This window comes from Actinomycetospora rhizophila, assembly GCF_042657905.1.
GTDB lineage: Bacteria > Actinomycetota > Actinomycetes > Mycobacteriales > Pseudonocardiaceae > Actinomycetospora > Actinomycetospora rhizophila.
This window is the reverse complement of the sequence record NZ_JBHSKG010000011.1, coordinates 148,117-163,173: the sequence shown is the minus strand read 5'-3', so window position 1 is coordinate 163,173 and position 15,057 is coordinate 148,117. Positions and strand designations below refer to the sequence as shown.

The following is a 15,057-nucleotide window of genomic DNA, read 5'->3' as shown; positions in this document are numbered from 1 at the left end:
TGGCCGTCACCCCCATCGTCCGGTCCGCGCGCCCAGCGCCCCCAGCGCCACGGCGGCGGCGGTCGAGGTCCGCAGGACGCCCGGGCCCATGCGCACCTCGCGCGCCCCCGCGCCGGCGAGCAGGGCGCGCTCGTCGTCGGTCACGCCGCCCTCGGGGCCCACGACCAGCACCAGCTCGCCGCGCTCGGGCAGCGCCACGCCCGCAAGCGACTCGGCGGCGGTGGCCTCGAGGACCAGCACCGCGTCGGCGTCGCGCGCGGCGAGGTCGCGGGTGGTGGCGGGCGGCGCGACGTCGGGCACCCGGGCCCGGCGCGCCTGCTTGGCCGCCTCGCGGGCGGTCGCCCGCCAGCGCGCGAGGGCCTTCTCGCCGCGCACCCCGTCGTCCCAGCGCGCCACGCACCGGTCGGCGCGCCACGGCAGGATCGCGTCGACGCCGGCCTCGGTGGCCAGCTCGACGGCGAGCTCGGCGCGATCGCCCTTGACCAGGGCCTGCGCGAGCGTGATGCGCAGGGGCGGCTCGTCCTCCGCGCGCCGTTCCAGCACGCTCGTGGTCACCCGGCTCCTGCCCACCTCGGTGACCCGTGCCCGGGCCCGCGTGCCGGCGCCGTCGCCGAGCAGCACGACCTCGCCGGGGCGCACCCGGCGCACGTCGGCGGCGTGGCGTCCCTCGGCGCCCTCGAGCAGCACCTCGCCGCCCTCGGGCACCGTCTCGACCCAGAACAGCGCGGGCCGCGACCAGGCCTCGGAGACCGCGTGCGTCACCGCGCGCGGCCGCCCGAGCGCCGGCGCCCGAACAGGCCGTTGCGGTGCGCCGCGAGGTCGGGACGCTCCTCGCCGCGCAGCTCCGCGAGCTCGCGCAGGAGCTCGGTCTGGCGGGCGTCGAGGCGGTCGGGGACGTTGACGTCGAGGTGGACCAGCAGGTCGCCGCGCCCGTCGGTGCGCCCGGTGGAGCGCAGGCGCGGCATCCCGCGGCCCCGCAGCGTCAGCGTGGTGTTCGGCTGCGTGCCCGGCTCGATGGTCAGCTCCTCCTCGCCCTCGAGGGTGCGCTGCGGGAGCGTGGTGCCCAGGGCGGCCGCGGTCATCGGCAGGCCGACGTGGCAGTGGAGGTCGACGCCGTCGCGGGTGAAGTACTCGTGGCGCTCCTCGGAGACCTCGATGTAGAGGTCACCGGCCGGCCCGCCGCCGGGGCCGACCTCGCCTTGGTTGGCCATCCGGATGCGCATGCCGTCGCCGACACCCGCCGGCACCTGCACGGTGACGGTGCGCCGCGAGCGCACGCGCCCGTCGCCGCCGCACTGCGCGCAGGGGCTCGGGATGATCTCGCCGGTGCCGCGGCAGACCGGGCAGGCGCGGGCGGTGACGACCTGGCCGATGAACGAGCGCTGCACGTTCTGGATCTCGCCGCGCCCGTCGCAGGTGTCGCAGGTCTCGGTGCGCGTGCCCGGCTCGGCGCCGCCGCCGTGGCACTTCTCGCAGAGCACGGCGGTGTCGACGGTGAGGTCGCGCGCGACGCCCGTCGCGCACTCCTCGAGGGTGAGGTCGATGCGGATCAGCGCGTCCTCGCCCGGCTGCACGCGGCTGCGCGGCCCGCGCCCGCCGCCGGCGCCCGCCGCACCGAAGAACGCGTCCATGATGTCGCCGAGGCCGCCGAACCCGGCCGCGGAGAAGCCGCCGGCCCCGCCGCCGCCTCCGCCGCGGCTCTCCAGCGGGTCGCCGCCGAGGTCGACGATGCGCCGCTTCTGCGGGTCGGTCAGGACCTCGTAGGCGTTCTTGACGTCCTGGAAGCGCGCCTGGGTCTCGGCGTCGGGGTTGACGTCGGGGTGCAGCTCGCGGGCGAGTTTGCGGTAGGCCCGCTTGATCTCGCTCTCGTCCGCTTCCCGGGACACACCCAGGATTCCGTAGTAGTCCTTCGCCACGCTGGTCCTCGTCCGTCCTTCTCATCCGTGCCGGCACTGCCCGCAGCGGTGCTCAGCGTCCCCCGACGATCTCACCGACGTAGCGGGCCACCGCACGCACCGCCGCGATCGCGCTCGGGTAGTCCATCCGCGTCGGTCCGACGACACCCATGCCACCCAGAGCGGTTGTCCCCGCTCCGTACCCGATCGACACCGTGGAGGCACTCCACAGGTCCTCGGACTCGTTCTCCTCGCCGATCCGGACGGTGACCGTCTCGGGGTCGCTCGCCGAGGTGAGCAGGCGCAGCACCACCACCTGCTCCTCCAGCGCCTCCAGCATGCCGCGCAGCGCCGTGGCGTCCGTGCCCGCCCGGGTGAGGTTGGCCGTGCCGCCGAGCACGAGCCGCTCCTCGGGACGCTCCAGCAGCGCCTCGATGAGCACCGCGGCCACGCTGAGCAGCGGCGAGCGCAGCCCGGCCGGGGCGTCGTCGGGGAGCTCGGACATCCGCGCCGACGCCGTCGCCAGCGGCTGCCCGACCAGCGCGTTGTTGAGCAGCGCACGCAGCCGCGAGACGTCGTCCTCGTCGAGGACGTCGCCGAGGTCGACCACGCGCTGGTCGACCCGCCCGGTGTCGGTGATCAGCACGAGCATCAGCCGCGCCGGCGTCAGCCGCACGACCTCGAGGTGGCGCACCGTCGAGCGGGTCAGCGTCGGGTACTGGATGACCGCGACCTGGCGGGTGAGCTGGGCGAGCAGCCGCACGCTGCGCCGCAGGACGTCGTCGAGGTCGACCGCGCCCTCGAGGAAGGTCGTGATCGCCCGGCGCTCCGCGGCCGAGAGCGGCTTGACCTGGTGCAACCGGTCGACGAAGAGCCGGTAGCCCTTGTCGGTGGGCACCCGCCCGGCGCTGGTGTGGGGCTGGGCGATGTAGCCGTCCTCCTCGAGCGCCGCCATGTCGTTGCGCACCGTGGCGCTCGAGACGCCGAGGTTGTGGCGCTCCACGAGGGCCTTGGACCCGACGGGCTCGTTGGTGGCCACGAAGTCCGCGACGATCGCGCGCAGGACGGCGACGCGGCGCTCCTCGGCGTTCACCGCGCCCACCTCCTCGTCCTGCCGTCGGCCCTCGGGTCCGACCGTCCATGGTAGGCGAGGCGGGCCCGGCCGTCCGGGGGACGGCGACACCCGGGGTCAACAAGGTGGCGCCCCGCGGGCTCAGGTCAGGAGCGGCCGGCGAGGATCCCCTCGACGCTGCGGACGACGACGCGCGCGACGTCGGTGCGGGCGCGGTCGGCGCGCGGGTCCTCCCCGGCCCGGCGCCACCGGGCGAGGGCCTCGAGGGCGAGCCCGCGGACGTCGTCGGGCGCCGCGTCGGGCGGCGCCCCGAGCCGCGCTGGGCCGCTGAGGCACGCCGGCTCGGGGTACTGGCTGGTATCGCTCGACAGGCGAGAGATACCAGCCGGTAACCGCCGGCGCGCGAGCTCTCAACCCCCCGCCAACGAGATCGCCACGCCGTCGGCGAGCAGGCGCCCGCGGCGGGTGAGGACGGCGCGGCCGTCGGCCCAGCGCGCGGGGTCGAGCAGGCCGTCGTGGGCCGCCGCGTCGCCGGCGTCGCGCCCGACGGGGTCGAGGGCGGACGCGGAGAGGCCGTCGACCGTCCGCAGCTCCAGGAGCACCTGCTCGAGGTGCGCCTCGTCCGGCGTCACGCGCTCGCGGGCCTCGGCGGGCGAGCGCCCCGCGGCCAGCGCCGCCGAGTAGCGGGCGGGGTGGCGGACGTTCCACCAGCGCGTGCCCCCGACGTGCGAGTGCGCGCCCGGTCCGGCGCCCCACCAGTCGCCGCCGCCCCAGTAGCCCAGGTTGTGCCGGCACCGCGCGTCCGCCGAGCGCGCCCAGTTCGACACCTCGTACCAGCCGAACCCGGCTGCCGAGAGCACGTCGTCGACGATCTCGTAGCGGTCGGCGAGCACGTCGTCGTCGGGCATCGGCACCTCGCCGCGCGCGATCCGCCGTGCCAGCGCCGTGCCCTCCTCGATGATCAGCCCGTACGCCGAGACGTGGTCGGCGCCCGAGGCGAGGACGGCGTCGAGCGAGCGGCGCAGGTCGTCGTCGGTCTCGGTCGGCGTGCCGTAGATGAGGTCGAGGTTGACGTGCGCGAGCCCGGCCGCGTGGGCGTCGGCCGCGACACACACCGCCGCCCCCGGTGTGTGGCGGCGGTCGAGGACGGCGAGCACGTGGTCGACGTCGGACTGCATGCCCAGCGACAGGCGCGTGTAGCCGGCGCCGGCGATGGCCGCGAGCAGCTCGGGGGTCGTCGACTCGGGGTTGGCCTCGGTGGTCACCTCGGCGCCCGGGCGCAGCCCGAACGACGCGCGCACGGCGTCGAGCACGGCGACCAGGCCCTCCGCGCCGAGCAGGGACGGGGTGCCGCCGCCGAGGAAGACGGTGTCGGCCGGAGGCGGCGCACCGAGCACGGCGGCCGCGAGGTCGAGCTCGCGGCGCAGGCCCTCGAGCCACGACGCCGGCGAGGCGGGGTCGTCGGAGCCGGTCAGTCCCAGGTCGGAGGCGGTGTAGGTGTTGAAGTCGCAGTAGCCGCAGCGGGTCGCGCAGAACGGGACGTGCACGTACACCCCGAACGGTCGCGTGCCGAGGCCGGCGAGCGACGCCGCGGGCAGGGCGCCGTCGGCGGGCGCCGGCTCGCCGGACGGGGGGACGGAGGGCACCGGTCCATTCTGCGCCCGCCCGTCGAGTAGTCCGGCCGCCGTATTTGAGTAGTTCTCCCCGACGGCCGACTCGCTAGCGTCACGACCATGACCAGGGGGTTGCGCACGGCGCTGACCTGCACCGTCGCCCTCATGACCCTCGGGGCCCTGGTGGCGTGCGGCGTGGCACCGCCGCGGACGGCCGCCGGGCCGCCACCGGCCGGCGGCCCCCTGTTCGCCGGCCCGCAGCCGTGGACCGCCGACGTCTCGGGCGCCCCCGCCTCCGAGCGCAGCCCCGCGATCCTCGCCGCCCTGAACGACGCCGGCGGCTGGGGCAACGGCGACGTGTTCCAGGTCGACTTCGCCATGCCCGTGCACACCGCCGGCCCCGACACCCCGCGCATGACGGTGACCGGCCGCGAGGACTACTGCTACAGCGGGCCCGACTGCGACCCGGTGCCCGCGGAGATGCCGGTGCCCGCCGGCGCGGTGATGGAGGGCTCGCAGGACCTGACGTGCGACGCCGCGGCGCAGGACTGCCACCTGCTGGTCGCCGACCCCACCGCCCGGCGGCTCTACGAGATCTACCAGGGCACGCGGGCCGGCGACGGGCTCACCGCGGGCGGCTTCTTCGTCTGGGATCTCGACCGCGCCTACACCGACGAGCTGCGCGGGCCCCAGTGCACCAGCGCCGACGCCGCCGGCTTCCCGATCGCCGCGCTGACCCCCACCGCCGACGAGGTCGCGTCCGGCCGCATCGACCACGCGCTGCGCTTCATCCTGCCCAACGACCGTATGAAGGCCGACGTCTACGTCCCGCCGGCGACGCACGCGGGCGGGCCGGAGAGCACGAACCCCGACGCCCCGCCCTACGGCGTGCACCTGCGGCTGCGGCCCGACACCGACATGACGGCCTACACCGAGGAGGAGCGCGTCGTCCTCGCGGCCCTGCAGCGCCACGGCATGTACCTCTCCGACGGCGGCGAGATCGCGCTGACGTTCGCCGACGACCGGTCGAGCACGGCGAAGTGGGCGGAGCTCGGGATCGACGCGCAGTCGTTCGCCGATCTCCCGGTCGCCGCCTTCGAGGTGATCGACCACGGGCCGGAGGTGCCGGTCACCTACGAGTGCGCCCGCAACTGAGCGGGGACAACCCCTCTGCGGCGAAGGTCACGGGCCGCGCGCTCCGGGTGGAGCCGGTCGGTCGGGGATGGCACGGTCTGTCCGTGCGCGCTGACCGTCTGCTGCTCGTGGCCCGGCGCCACGTGGACCTCGGACGGCTCGAGAGCGCCCTCTGCCCGGCGTGCTGAGGCCCCCGCCCGCACCCGTCGCAGAGGACACGCATGACCACGGCCACCACGCCTGCGCTCGACCAGCAGGACTCCACCAGCCCGCGCACCGTCCTGATCGCGAGCCTCATCGGCACGACGATCGAGTGGTACGACTTCTTCCTGTTCGCCACGGCCGCGGGGATCGTCTTCCCGCAGCTGTTCTACGGCGACGGTGACCCGACGGTCGCGACGCTGCTCTCGTTCGCGACGTTCGCGATCGGTTTCGTCGCCCGCCCGATCGGCGGGCTGATCTTCGGCCACATCGGCGACCGCGTCGGCCGGCGCGAGACGCTGATCGTGACGATGGCCCTGACCGGTCTCGCGACCGCGGGCATCGGGTTCCTGCCCACCTACGCCGCGATCGGCGTCGCCGCCCCGATCCTGCTCGTGCTGCTGCGGATCATCCAGGGCGTCGCGATCGGCGGCGAGTGGGGCGGCGCGGTGCTCATGGCCGTCGAGTACGCCCCGAACGGCAAGCGGGGCCTCTACGGCTCCACCCCGCAGATCGGGCTGGGCCTCGGGCTCGCGCTCGGCACCGGCGTGTTCGCGCTGCTCGGCCTGGTCATGGACGACGCCGCCTTCCTCTCCTGGGGCTGGCGCGTCGCCTTCATCGCGAGCCTCCTGCTCGTCGGCGTCGGGCTGGTCGTGCGCCTCGCGGTGATGGAGACGCCGGCCTTCCGCCGCATGCAGGCCGCGGCGGAGACCTCGCGCGTCCCGGCGGTCGACGTCCTGCGCGACCCGCCGTCGCGCCGCAACCTCGGCTGGACCCTGCTCGCCCGCTGGGCCGAGGGCGCCTCGTTCAACACCTGGGGCGTGTTCGTCCTGACCTACGCCGTCGCCACGCTGGGGATGCCGCGCACCGAGGTCCTGGTCGCCGTGACGATCGCCGCGGTCGCGAGCGCGATCGTCGTGCCGGTGGCCGGCGCCTGGGGCGACCGGATCGGGCGCGGCCGGGTGTTCGCGGTCGGGTGCGTGGTGCTCGTCGTCGGCGTCTTCCCGGCCTTCGCCCTCATCGGCACGGGGTCGATCGTCTGGCTCGGCATCGCCCTGGTCGTGATGCTCGGGCTGTCGTACGGGCTGACGAGCGGGGCCGAGTCGACGCTGTTCGCCGAGGTCTTCCCCACCCGCACCCGCTACACGGGCATGTCGCTGGCCTTCCAGGGCGGCGGCATCTACGCCTCGGGGCTCACGCCCCTGATCCTCACCTCGCTGCTCGCGCTCGGCGGCGGCACGCCCTGGCTCGCCGCGGGCTACCTCGCGCTCGCCGGGGTCGTGAGCACCGTCGCCGCGCTGCGGGCCACGCCCCTCGAGACGCTCTAGGACACCCCATGTCGATCACCGCCCACTGGTTCCTGCCCACCTACGGCGACTCCCGCGGGCTCGTCGGCGGCGGCCACGGCGTGGCCACCCGGGCCGCCGACGCCGTCCGGCCCGCCGAGATCGGCTACCTGGCCCAGATCGCCCGCGCCGCCGAGACCGTCGGCTTCGAGGGCGCGCTCACCCCCACCGGCGCCTGGTGCGAGGACGCCTGGCTGACCACGGCGATGCTCGTCGCCGAGTCCGACCGGCTGAAGTTCCTCGTCGCCTTCCGGCCCGGGGTCATCTCCCCCACCCTGGCCGCGCAGCAGGCCGCGACCTTCCAGCGCCACTCGCAGGGCCGCCTGCTGCTCAACGTCGTCACCGGCGGCGAGCCCTCCGAGCAGCGTGCCTACGGCGACTTCCTGTGCAAGGACGACCGCTACGTGCGCACCGGCGAGTTCCTCGAGGTGTGCCGGCGGCTGTGGGCCGGCGAGACGGTGACGCTGCACGGCGAGCAGATCCAGGTCGAGTCCGCGGCGCTCACCCGCGTGCCCGACCCGGTGCCGCCGGTCTACTTCGGCGGCTCGTCGCCCCGGGCCGGCGAGGTCGCCGCCCAGCACGTCGACGTGTACCTGACCTGGGGCGAGCCGCCCGCGCAGGTCCGCGAGAAGGTCGAGTGGATCCGCGGGCTCGCGGCCGCGCAGGGCCGCGAGGTGCGCTTCGGCATCCGCCTGCACGTCATCGCCCGCGACACGTCCGACGCCGCGTGGGCCCAGGCCGAGAAGTACCTGGAGGGCATCCCGGACTCGATGATCGAGGAGGTCCAGGCGGGCCTGTCGCAGAGCGAGTCCGAGGGCCAGAAGCGCATGCGCGCGCTGCACTCCGGGGGGACGAAGACCGCCGCCGACCTGGAGGTCGCGCCGAACCTGTGGGCCGGCGTCGGGCTGGTGCGCGGCGGGGCGGGCACCGCGCTCGTCGGCAGCCACACCGAGGTCGCCGACCGCATCGCGGAGTACCACGACCTCGGGATCACCGAGTTCGTCCTCTCGGGCCACCCGCACCTCGAGGAGGCCTACTGGGTCGGCGAGGGCGTCCTGCCCGAGCTGGGCCGGCGCGGTCTGTGGGAGCACCCGGCGGGTGCGCGGGAGGCGGCGCCGGCCGCGATCCCGTTCGCCCAGTAGCTGAACGTCACGTGGAAAAAGCCGCCCTGCTCATGGCAGGGTTGTGGGCATGTCTGCGCCCGGCGACCTCCTCGTGAGTCGACGTCACGTCGACCTGGAGCGCCAGTCCAGCGCACTCTGCCGCGCCTGACGAGCGCGAGCCCCCGCCACCACGCCCGAGCGGACCCCGCGCGCCACCACCACGAGGCCCGTCCTCGTCGTGCTCGCGCGCGTCCGTGCACCACCCCGGAGGAACCCCGCATGGCCGCTAGTCCCGGCGCCCCGTCGTCCGAGAACGCCGCGACCTCGGAGGAGTCGTACGCGGAGACCACTCCCCTGCGCCACCCCGGGGCCACCGAGGACGTGCCACCGAAGCCGAGGCCCGCGCGGGCGCGCAAGGGCAAGGCCGAGGGCCAGTGGGCCCTGGGCTACCGCGAGCCGCTGAACAAGAACGAGCAGTCCAAGAAGGACGACAACCCGCTGAACGTGCGGGCGCGGATCGAGAACATCTACGCCCACCGCGGCTTCGACTCGATCGACCCGGCCGACCTGCGCGGCCGTTTCCGCTGGATGGGGCTCTACACCCAGCGCGCCGAGGGCTTCCCGGGCACCGACACCGGCCACGTCGACGAGGAGCTCCTCGACGCCCCGCACTTCATGATGCGCGTGCGCGTCGACGGCGGCGGACTGACCACCGAGCAGCTGCGGGTCATCGGCGAGATCTCCCAGACCTTCGCCCGCGACACCGCCGACGTCACCGACCGCGAGAACATCCAGCTGCACTGGATCCGCGTCGAGGACGTGCCCGAGATCTGGCGCCGGCTGGAGGCCGTGAACCTCTCCACCACCGAGGCGTGCGGCGACTGCCCCCGCGTCGTGCTCGGCTCCCCGGTGGCCGGGATCAGCAAGGACGAGATCATCGACGGCTCCCCGGCCATCGAGGAGATCGTCGAGCGGTTCATCGGCGACAAGTCGCTGTCCAACCTGCCCCGCAAGTACAAGACCGCGATCTCCGGCCAGCAGGACATCGCCCACGAGGTCAACGACATCAGCTTCGTCGGGGTCGTCCACCCCGATCACGGGCCGGGCTTCGACCTGCACGTCGGCGGCGGGCTCTCGACCAACCCGAAGCTCGCGGTGCGGCTCGGCGCGTGGGTGCCGCTGGACGAGGTGCCCGACGTGTGGCACGGCGTCACCAAGGTGTTCCGCGACTACGGCTACCGCCGCCTGCGCACCCGCGCGCGCCTGAAGTTCCTCATCGCCGACTGGGGCCCCGAGAAGTTCCGCCAGGTCCTCGAGGACGAGTACCTCGAGCGCAAGCTGATCGACGGTCCGCCGCCCGAGGACATCGCCGGCACGATCGACCACGTCGGCGTGCACGACCAGGTCGACGGCAACCACTACGTCGGCGTCGCCCCGCCGGCCGGGCGCACCAGCGGCTCCACGCTCGTCGGGGTCGCCAAGGCCGCCGAGGAGGCCGGTTCCGGGCGGGTCCGGCTCACGCCGTACCAGAAGATCGTGGTGCTGGACGTGCCGCCGGCGAAGCTCGACGGCCTCACCACGGCCCTCGACCACCTCGGCCTGCCGGCCCGCCCGACGCCGTGGCGCCGGGCGACGATGGCGTGCACCGGCCTCGAGTTCTGCAAGCTCGCCTTCGTCGACACCAAGAACCGCGCGGGCGAGCTCGTCGAGGAGCTCGACCGGCGCCTCGCCGACGTGCAGGACAGCCTCGAGCACCCGGTGTCGATCCACCTCAACGGCTGCCCGAACTCCTGCGCGCGGGTGCAGGTCGCCGACATCGGGCTCAAGGGCCAGATCGTCAACGACGCCGAGGGCAACCCGGCCGCGGGGTTCCAGGTGCACCTCGGCGGCGGCCTCGGACTCGACGCCGGCTTCGGGCGCAAGCTGCGCGGGCACAAGGTCCTCTCGGCCGACCTCGGCGACTACGTCGAGCGCCTCGTGCGCAACTACGCCGAGCACAAGGAGACGGGCGAGCGGTTCGCCCAGTGGGTGGTCCGCGCGGAAGAAGCGCAGCTCTCATGAGGTTGGCGGTGCAGTACTGCCCGTACTGCGGCGAGCAGGACCTGCGTCCCCGCGAGGAGCCCGCGGGCGCGTGGGAGTGCGCGGACTGCCGCAGCACCTTCGTCATCACACCCGTCCACCAGGAGGCTCGGCGATGACCAGCACGGACACGCAGCGCAGCGGAGCTGGACCATCGGGCGCCGAACCGCGTGAGGATCTCCGGACCGCCGCCCTCGCCGCCGGCGAGCGTTTCGCCGCCCTCGAGGGCGAGCTCGGGCACGAGGAGCTGACCCGCGAGATCCTCGCCTGGGCCGCCGAGACCTACGGCGCGGACCTCATCGTCGCCTCGAACATGCAGGACGCGGTGCTGGTCGAGCTCGGCGCGGCCGCGCGGCCCGGCGTCGACGTGCTGTTCCTCGAGACCGGCTACCACTTCGCCGAGACCCTCGGCACCCGCGACGCGGTCGCGCAGGTCTACGGCGTGCGGATCGTCCAGGCCGAGCCCGAGCTGACGGTGGCCGAGCAGGACGCGCAGTACGGCAAGGACCTCTTCGCGACCGACCCGGGCGCCTGCTGCGGCATGCGCAAGGTCGAGCCGCTGAAGAAGACCCTCGCGAACTACGACGCCTGGGTCACCGGCGTGCGCCGCGTCGAGGCCCCGACCCGCGCCACCACGCCGCTGGTCACCTGGGACGAGCGCCACGGGCTCGTCAAGATCAACCCGATCGCGCACTGGAGCGACGAGCAGATGGACGCCTACATCCGCGAGCACGCGGTGCTGGTCAACCCGCTGGTGGACGCCGGCTACCCGTCGATCGGGTGCGCGCCGTGCACGGCCAAGCCGGCCCCGGGCGCCGACCCTCGCAGCGGGCGCTGGGCGGGCTTCTCCAAGACCGAGTGCGGGCTGCACGGATGACCGCCGCGACCGACGCCCCGGTGGACCAGCTGGACGCCCTCGAGTCCGAGGCCATCCACGTCATGCGCGAGGTCGCCGGCGAGTTCGACCGCCCGGTGATCCTCTTCTCCGGCGGCAAGGACTCGATGCTGCTGGTGCACCTCGCCGCCAAGGCGTTCTGGCCCGCGCCGATCCCGTTCCCGGTGCTGCACGTCGACACCGGGCACAACTTCGACGAGGTCATCGACTTCCGCGACCGCGTCGTCGAGCGCTACGGCCTCGAGCTCGAGGTCGCGAGCGTGCAGGACTACATCGACGACGGGCGCCTCTCCGAGCGCGCCGACGGCACCCGCAACCCGCTGCAGACCACGCCGCTGCTCGACGCCATCGCCGAGCACCGCCACGACGCCGTCTTCGGCGGCGGGCGCCGGGACGAGGAGCGCGCGCGGGCCAAGGAGCGGGTGTTCAGCCTGCGCACGGCGTTCGGGGCGTGGGAGCCGTCGCGCCAGCGCCCGGAGCTGTGGAACCTCTACAACGGGCGCCACAAGCCGGGCGAGCACGTGCGCGTGTTCCCGCTGTCGAACTTCACCGAGCTCGACGTGTGGCGCTACATCGCCCGCGAGGGGGTCGAGCTGCCGTCGATCTACTACGCGCACACCCGCGACGTGTTCTCCCGCGACGGCATGTGGCTCACCAGCGGGCCGTGGGGCGGGCCGCGCGACGGCGAGGAGGTCGTCACGAAGACGGTGCGCTACCGCACCGTCGGCGACGGCTCCTGCACCGGCGCGGTCGAGTCCAGCGCGGCGACGCTCGACGAGGTGCTCGCCGAGGTGCGCGAGAGCCGGCTGACCGAACGTGGTGCGACGCGGGCCGACGACCGTCTCTCGGAGGCCGCCATGGAGGACCGGAAGCGAGAGGGCTACTTCTGAGATGACCGACCTTCTGCGTCTCGCCACCGCCGGATCCGTCGACGACGGCAAGTCGACGCTGGTCGGACGGCTGCTCTACGACACCAAGTCGGTGCTCGCCGACCAGATGGAGGCCGTCGAGCGGGCGACGCAGGGTGGCGGCGACCCCGACCTCTCGCTGCTGGTCGACGGCCTGCGCTCGGAGCGCGAGCAGGGCATCACCATCGACGTCGCCTACCGCTACTTCGCGACGCCGCAGCGGTCGTTCGTGCTGGCCGACACCCCCGGCCACGTGCAGTACACCCGCAACACCGTCACCGGCGCCTCCACCGCGCAGCTGGCGATCCTGCTGGTCGACGCCCGCCACGGCGTCGTCGAGCAGACCCGGCGCCACGTCGCGGTGATGGGCCTGCTGCGCGTGCCGCGGCTGGTGCTCGCGGTGAACAAGATGGACCTCGTCGACCACGACGAGAACACGTTCTGGCGCATCGCCAAGGAGTTCACCGGGCTCACCGACGCGCTGGGCTACGCCGAGTCCGACGTCGTCGCGATCCCGCTGTCGGCGAAGAAGGGCGACAACGTCGTCCTCGCCTCGGCGAACACGCCCTGGTACGAGGGCCCGACGCTGCTCGAGCACCTCGAGTCCGTGCCGGTCGAGGGCGCCGACCACACCGCGGCGTTCCGCTTCCCGGTGCAGTACGTGGTGCGGCCCCGCACCGAGTCGCACCCCGACTACCGCGGCTACGCGGGGCTCGTCGCGGCCGGCACGGTCCGCGTGGGCGACGAGGTGGACGTGCTGCCCGACGGCCAGCGCACCCGCGTCGAGGGCATCGACACCGCCGACGGCGAGCTCGAGGCCGCCCACGACGGGCAGAGCGTGGTGCTGCGCCTCGCCGACGACCTCGGCGTCGCCCGCGGCGCGATCCTCGCCGCGCCGGGCGCCCCCGAGCCCGTCACCGAGTTCGACGCGACGGTGGCCTGGCTGCACGAGAAGCCGCTGCGCCCCGGCGCGCGGCTGCTGCTCAAGCACGGCACCCGCACCGTGCAGGCCATCGTCGGCGCCGTGACCCACCGGCTCGACACCGAGGACCTCTCGGTCGTCGAGGACCCCGGCGAGCTGGGCATCAACGACATGGGCCAGGTGTCGCTGACGGTGTCGGAGGCGCTGCCGCTCGACCAGTACGACGACGTCGCCGCCACCGGGTCGTTCCTGCTCATCGACCCACAGGCCGGCGACACGCTCGCGGCGGGCCTCGTCGGGCGCCCGCTGGTGGCCCGGCCGCTCGAGATGCGCTGACCTACGTGAGCACTTTCCGGGCCCATAGGCCCGGAAAGTGCTCACATGGGCGTCAGCTCACCTCGGTCAGCTTCCCGGTCGCGACGTCGAGCACGAACCCGCGCACCGAGCCCTTGTTCTTGACGAACGGGCTGTCGGTGATGCGCTTGATCGAGTCGCGGACGTCGGCCTCGAGGTCGGGGAACGCGTTGGCCGACCACGACGGGCGCTGCCCGGCCTCCTTCTCGAGGATGTCGGCGAACTGCTCGTCGGTGAACGTCACCATGCCGCAGTCGGTGTGGTGGATCAGCACGATCTCCTCGGTGCCGAGGAGGTGCTGGCTGATGGCGAGCGAGCGGATCGTGTCGTCGGTGACGACGCCGCCGGCGTTGCGGATGACGTGCGAGTCACCCTCGTGCAGGCCGAGCGCGCCGTAGGGGTTGACGCGCGCGTCCATGCAGGCCACGACGGCGGTCTTGCGCGCCGGCGGAAGGGGCAGCTCGCCGGGGAAGGTGGCGGCGTAGGTCTCGTTGTTCTTCAGGTAGTCGTCGGTGACGGACATGGCGGGCCTCCGCGGGATCGATCCGGCTGTGGGCACGACGATCCGGCCGCGCGAGCGGATCAGGACGTGCGACACGACCCCGGGGCGCTCACGCGGCCCGGCGACACCACTGGTCGAAGGCGTGCACGCGCCGGCTCGGCCAGAACGGCTCGAGGGCGCGGTGACTCATGCGCACATCTCACCGCAGGCATCCGTTCGGCCGCAACGAGGGCCGCTCTACACGAGTGCGAGCTCGCTCTCCCGGCGAGTCAGGACGCGCGGCCCGTCCTCGGTGATCGCGACGGTGTGCTCGCTGTGGGTGGTCCGCGAGCCGTCGGCGGAGCGGATCGTCCAGCCGTCGGGATCGAAGACGATCTTGCCGGTGGTGCGCGCGAACCACGGCTCGAGGGCGAGGGTGAGCCCGGGGCGCAGGCGCATCCCGCGCCCGGCGCGGCCGTCGTTCGGGATGTGGAGGTCCTCGTGCATGGTGCGGCCGATCCCGTGCCCGCCGAACTCGAGGTTCACCGGGTAGCCGTGGCGGGCGGCGACCGCACCGATCGCGGCGGAGACGTCGCCGATCTTGCCGCCCGGCTGCGCGGCGGCGATGGCGGCCTCGAGGGCCTCCTCGCCGGCACGCACCAGGCGCTGGTCGTCCTCGCGGGGCGTGCCGACGATGACGGTGCGGGCGGAGTCGGCGGCCCATCCGCCGACCAGCACGGCGAGGTCCATGCTCAGGACGTCGCCGTCGCGCAGGACGTAGTCGTGGGGCAGGCCGTGCAGCACCGCGTCGTTCACCGACAGGCACACGACGTTGCGGAACGGGCCGCGGCCGAAGGAGGGCGCGTAGTCCCAGTAGCAGGACTCGGCGCCGTGCTCGCGGATCAGGCCGCGGGCGTGCTGCTCCAGCTCGAGCAGGTTGACCCCGACGACGGCCCGCTCCCCCAGCTCCGTCAGCACGTGGGCGACAAACCGGCCGGCCTCGTGCATCCGGTCGATCTCGGCGGGGGTCTTCAACTCGATCATCGACGCACTC

At 74.0% G+C, this 15,057-nt stretch carries 15 protein-coding genes; 9 read left to right on the top strand and 6 right to left on the bottom strand.

Features of this window, described 5'->3' with window-relative positions; all coding sequences use genetic code 11:
• Positions 1–6: 6 nt before the first annotated feature.
• From ACFPK1_RS20515 to hemW, 4 genes are all read right to left on the bottom strand, one after another.
• Positions 7–762, bottom strand: a complete 756-nt coding sequence (locus tag ACFPK1_RS20515) for a 16S rRNA (uracil(1498)-N(3))-methyltransferase (protein ID WP_378022793.1) — start codon at positions 760–762, stop codon at positions 7–9.
• The gene (gene dnaJ, locus ACFPK1_RS20510; RefSeq protein WP_378022792.1) at positions 759–1,916 is read right to left on the bottom strand and encodes a molecular chaperone DnaJ; all 1,158 of its coding nucleotides are present in this window, start codon (positions 1,914–1,916) and stop codon (positions 759–761) included. Before dnaJ ends, ACFPK1_RS20515 begins: the two co-directional genes overlap by 4 nt.
• A gap of 52 nt (positions 1,917–1,968) precedes the next feature.
• On the bottom strand, positions 1,969–2,988 hold the full coding sequence (gene hrcA, locus ACFPK1_RS20505; RefSeq protein ID WP_378022791.1) for a heat-inducible transcriptional repressor HrcA: 1,020 nt from the start codon (positions 2,986–2,988) through the stop codon (positions 1,969–1,971).
• Between the two features lie 389 nt (positions 2,989–3,377).
• Entirely contained in the window at positions 3,378–4,613 is a 1,236-nt protein-coding gene (gene hemW, locus ACFPK1_RS20500; protein WP_378022790.1) for a radical SAM family heme chaperone HemW, read from the bottom strand.
• Positions 4,614–4,700: 87 nt separating this feature from the next.
• On the opposite strand from hemW, the gene ACFPK1_RS20495 reads away from it, so the two are divergent.
• From ACFPK1_RS20495 to ACFPK1_RS20455, 9 genes are all read left to right on the top strand, one after another.
• A complete protein-coding gene (locus tag ACFPK1_RS20495) occupies positions 4,701–5,735 on the top strand; it encodes a hypothetical protein (RefSeq protein WP_378022789.1) in 1,035 nt (344 codons plus the stop codon).
• A 200-nt stretch (positions 5,736–5,935) separates the two neighbouring features.
• Entirely contained in the window at positions 5,936–7,243 is a 1,308-nt protein-coding gene (locus ACFPK1_RS20490) for an MFS transporter (RefSeq protein WP_378022788.1), read from the top strand.
• Between the two features lie 8 nt (positions 7,244–7,251).
• Positions 7,252–8,403: an LLM class flavin-dependent oxidoreductase gene (locus ACFPK1_RS20485; protein ID WP_378022787.1), complete on the top strand. Its 1,152-nt coding sequence runs from the start codon at positions 7,252–7,254 to the stop codon at positions 8,401–8,403.
• Between the two features lie 49 nt (positions 8,404–8,452).
• Positions 8,453–8,533, top strand: a complete 81-nt coding sequence (locus ACFPK1_RS20480; RefSeq protein ID WP_378022848.1) for a putative leader peptide — start codon at positions 8,453–8,455, stop codon at positions 8,531–8,533.
• A gap of 110 nt (positions 8,534–8,643) precedes the next feature.
• A complete protein-coding gene (locus ACFPK1_RS20475) occupies positions 8,644–10,425 on the top strand; it encodes a nitrite/sulfite reductase (RefSeq protein ID WP_378022786.1) in 1,782 nt (593 codons plus the stop codon).
• A complete protein-coding gene (locus ACFPK1_RS20470; RefSeq protein ID WP_378022785.1) occupies positions 10,422–10,562 on the top strand; it encodes an Insertion element protein in 141 nt (46 codons plus the stop codon). The genes ACFPK1_RS20475 and ACFPK1_RS20470 overlap by 4 nt, the downstream gene beginning before the upstream one ends.
• On the top strand, positions 10,559–11,320 hold the full coding sequence (locus tag ACFPK1_RS20465; RefSeq protein ID WP_378022784.1) for a phosphoadenylyl-sulfate reductase: 762 nt from the start codon (positions 10,559–10,561) through the stop codon (positions 11,318–11,320). Before ACFPK1_RS20470 ends, ACFPK1_RS20465 begins: the two co-directional genes overlap by 4 nt.
• Positions 11,317–12,228: a sulfate adenylyltransferase subunit CysD gene (gene cysD / locus ACFPK1_RS20460; protein ID WP_378022783.1), complete on the top strand. Its 912-nt coding sequence runs from the start codon at positions 11,317–11,319 to the stop codon at positions 12,226–12,228. Before ACFPK1_RS20465 ends, cysD begins: the two co-directional genes overlap by 4 nt.
• Before the next feature lies 1 nt (position 12,229).
• Positions 12,230–13,504 carry a sulfate adenylyltransferase subunit 1 gene (locus ACFPK1_RS20455; protein WP_378022782.1) on the top strand — a complete coding sequence of 425 codons (1,275 nt, stop codon included), beginning with the start codon at positions 12,230–12,232 and terminating at the stop codon, positions 13,502–13,504.
• Positions 13,505–13,556: 52 nt separating this feature from the next.
• Here the strand turns inward: ACFPK1_RS20455 and ACFPK1_RS20450 are convergent, their stop codons facing one another.
• Together ACFPK1_RS20450 and map are read right to left on the bottom strand one after the other, a co-directional pair.
• A complete protein-coding gene (locus tag ACFPK1_RS20450) occupies positions 13,557–14,045 on the bottom strand; it encodes a beta-class carbonic anhydrase (RefSeq protein WP_378022781.1) in 489 nt (162 codons plus the stop codon).
• 216 nt (positions 14,046–14,261) lie between these two features.
• A complete protein-coding gene (gene map, locus ACFPK1_RS20445) occupies positions 14,262–15,047 on the bottom strand; it encodes a type I methionyl aminopeptidase (RefSeq protein WP_378022780.1) in 786 nt (261 codons plus the stop codon).
• Positions 15,048–15,057 lie beyond the last annotated feature (10 nt).

Bases quoted from the DNA above. Each gene is read 5' to 3' on its own strand.
- ACFPK1_RS20480 (WP_378022848.1), top strand. From the start codon at position 8,453: ATGTCTGCGCCCGGCGACCTCCTCGTGAGTCGACGTCACGTCGACCTG.
- ACFPK1_RS20465 (WP_378022784.1), top strand. From the start codon at position 10,559: ATGACCAGCACGGACACGCAGCGCAGCGGAGCTGGACCATCGGGCGCC.
- ACFPK1_RS20490 (WP_378022788.1), top strand. From the start codon at position 5,936: ATGACCACGGCCACCACGCCTGCGCTCGACCAGCAGGACTCCACCAGC.
- ACFPK1_RS20455 (WP_378022782.1), top strand. From the start codon at position 12,230: ATGACCGACCTTCTGCGTCTCGCCACCGCCGGATCCGTCGACGACGGC.
- ACFPK1_RS20475 (WP_378022786.1), top strand. From the start codon at position 8,644: ATGGCCGCTAGTCCCGGCGCCCCGTCGTCCGAGAACGCCGCGACCTCG.
- ACFPK1_RS20450 (WP_378022781.1), bottom strand. From the start codon at position 14,045: ATGTCCGTCACCGACGACTACCTGAAGAACAACGAGACCTACGCCGCC.
- ACFPK1_RS20470 (WP_378022785.1), top strand. From the start codon at position 10,422: ATGAGGTTGGCGGTGCAGTACTGCCCGTACTGCGGCGAGCAGGACCTG.
- ACFPK1_RS20495 (WP_378022789.1), top strand. From the start codon at position 4,701: ATGACCAGGGGGTTGCGCACGGCGCTGACCTGCACCGTCGCCCTCATG.
- ACFPK1_RS20485 (WP_378022787.1), top strand. From the start codon at position 7,252: ATGTCGATCACCGCCCACTGGTTCCTGCCCACCTACGGCGACTCCCGC.
- map (WP_378022780.1), bottom strand. From the start codon at position 15,047: ATGATCGAGTTGAAGACCCCCGCCGAGATCGACCGGATGCACGAGGCC.
- cysD (WP_378022783.1), top strand. From the start codon at position 11,317: ATGACCGCCGCGACCGACGCCCCGGTGGACCAGCTGGACGCCCTCGAG.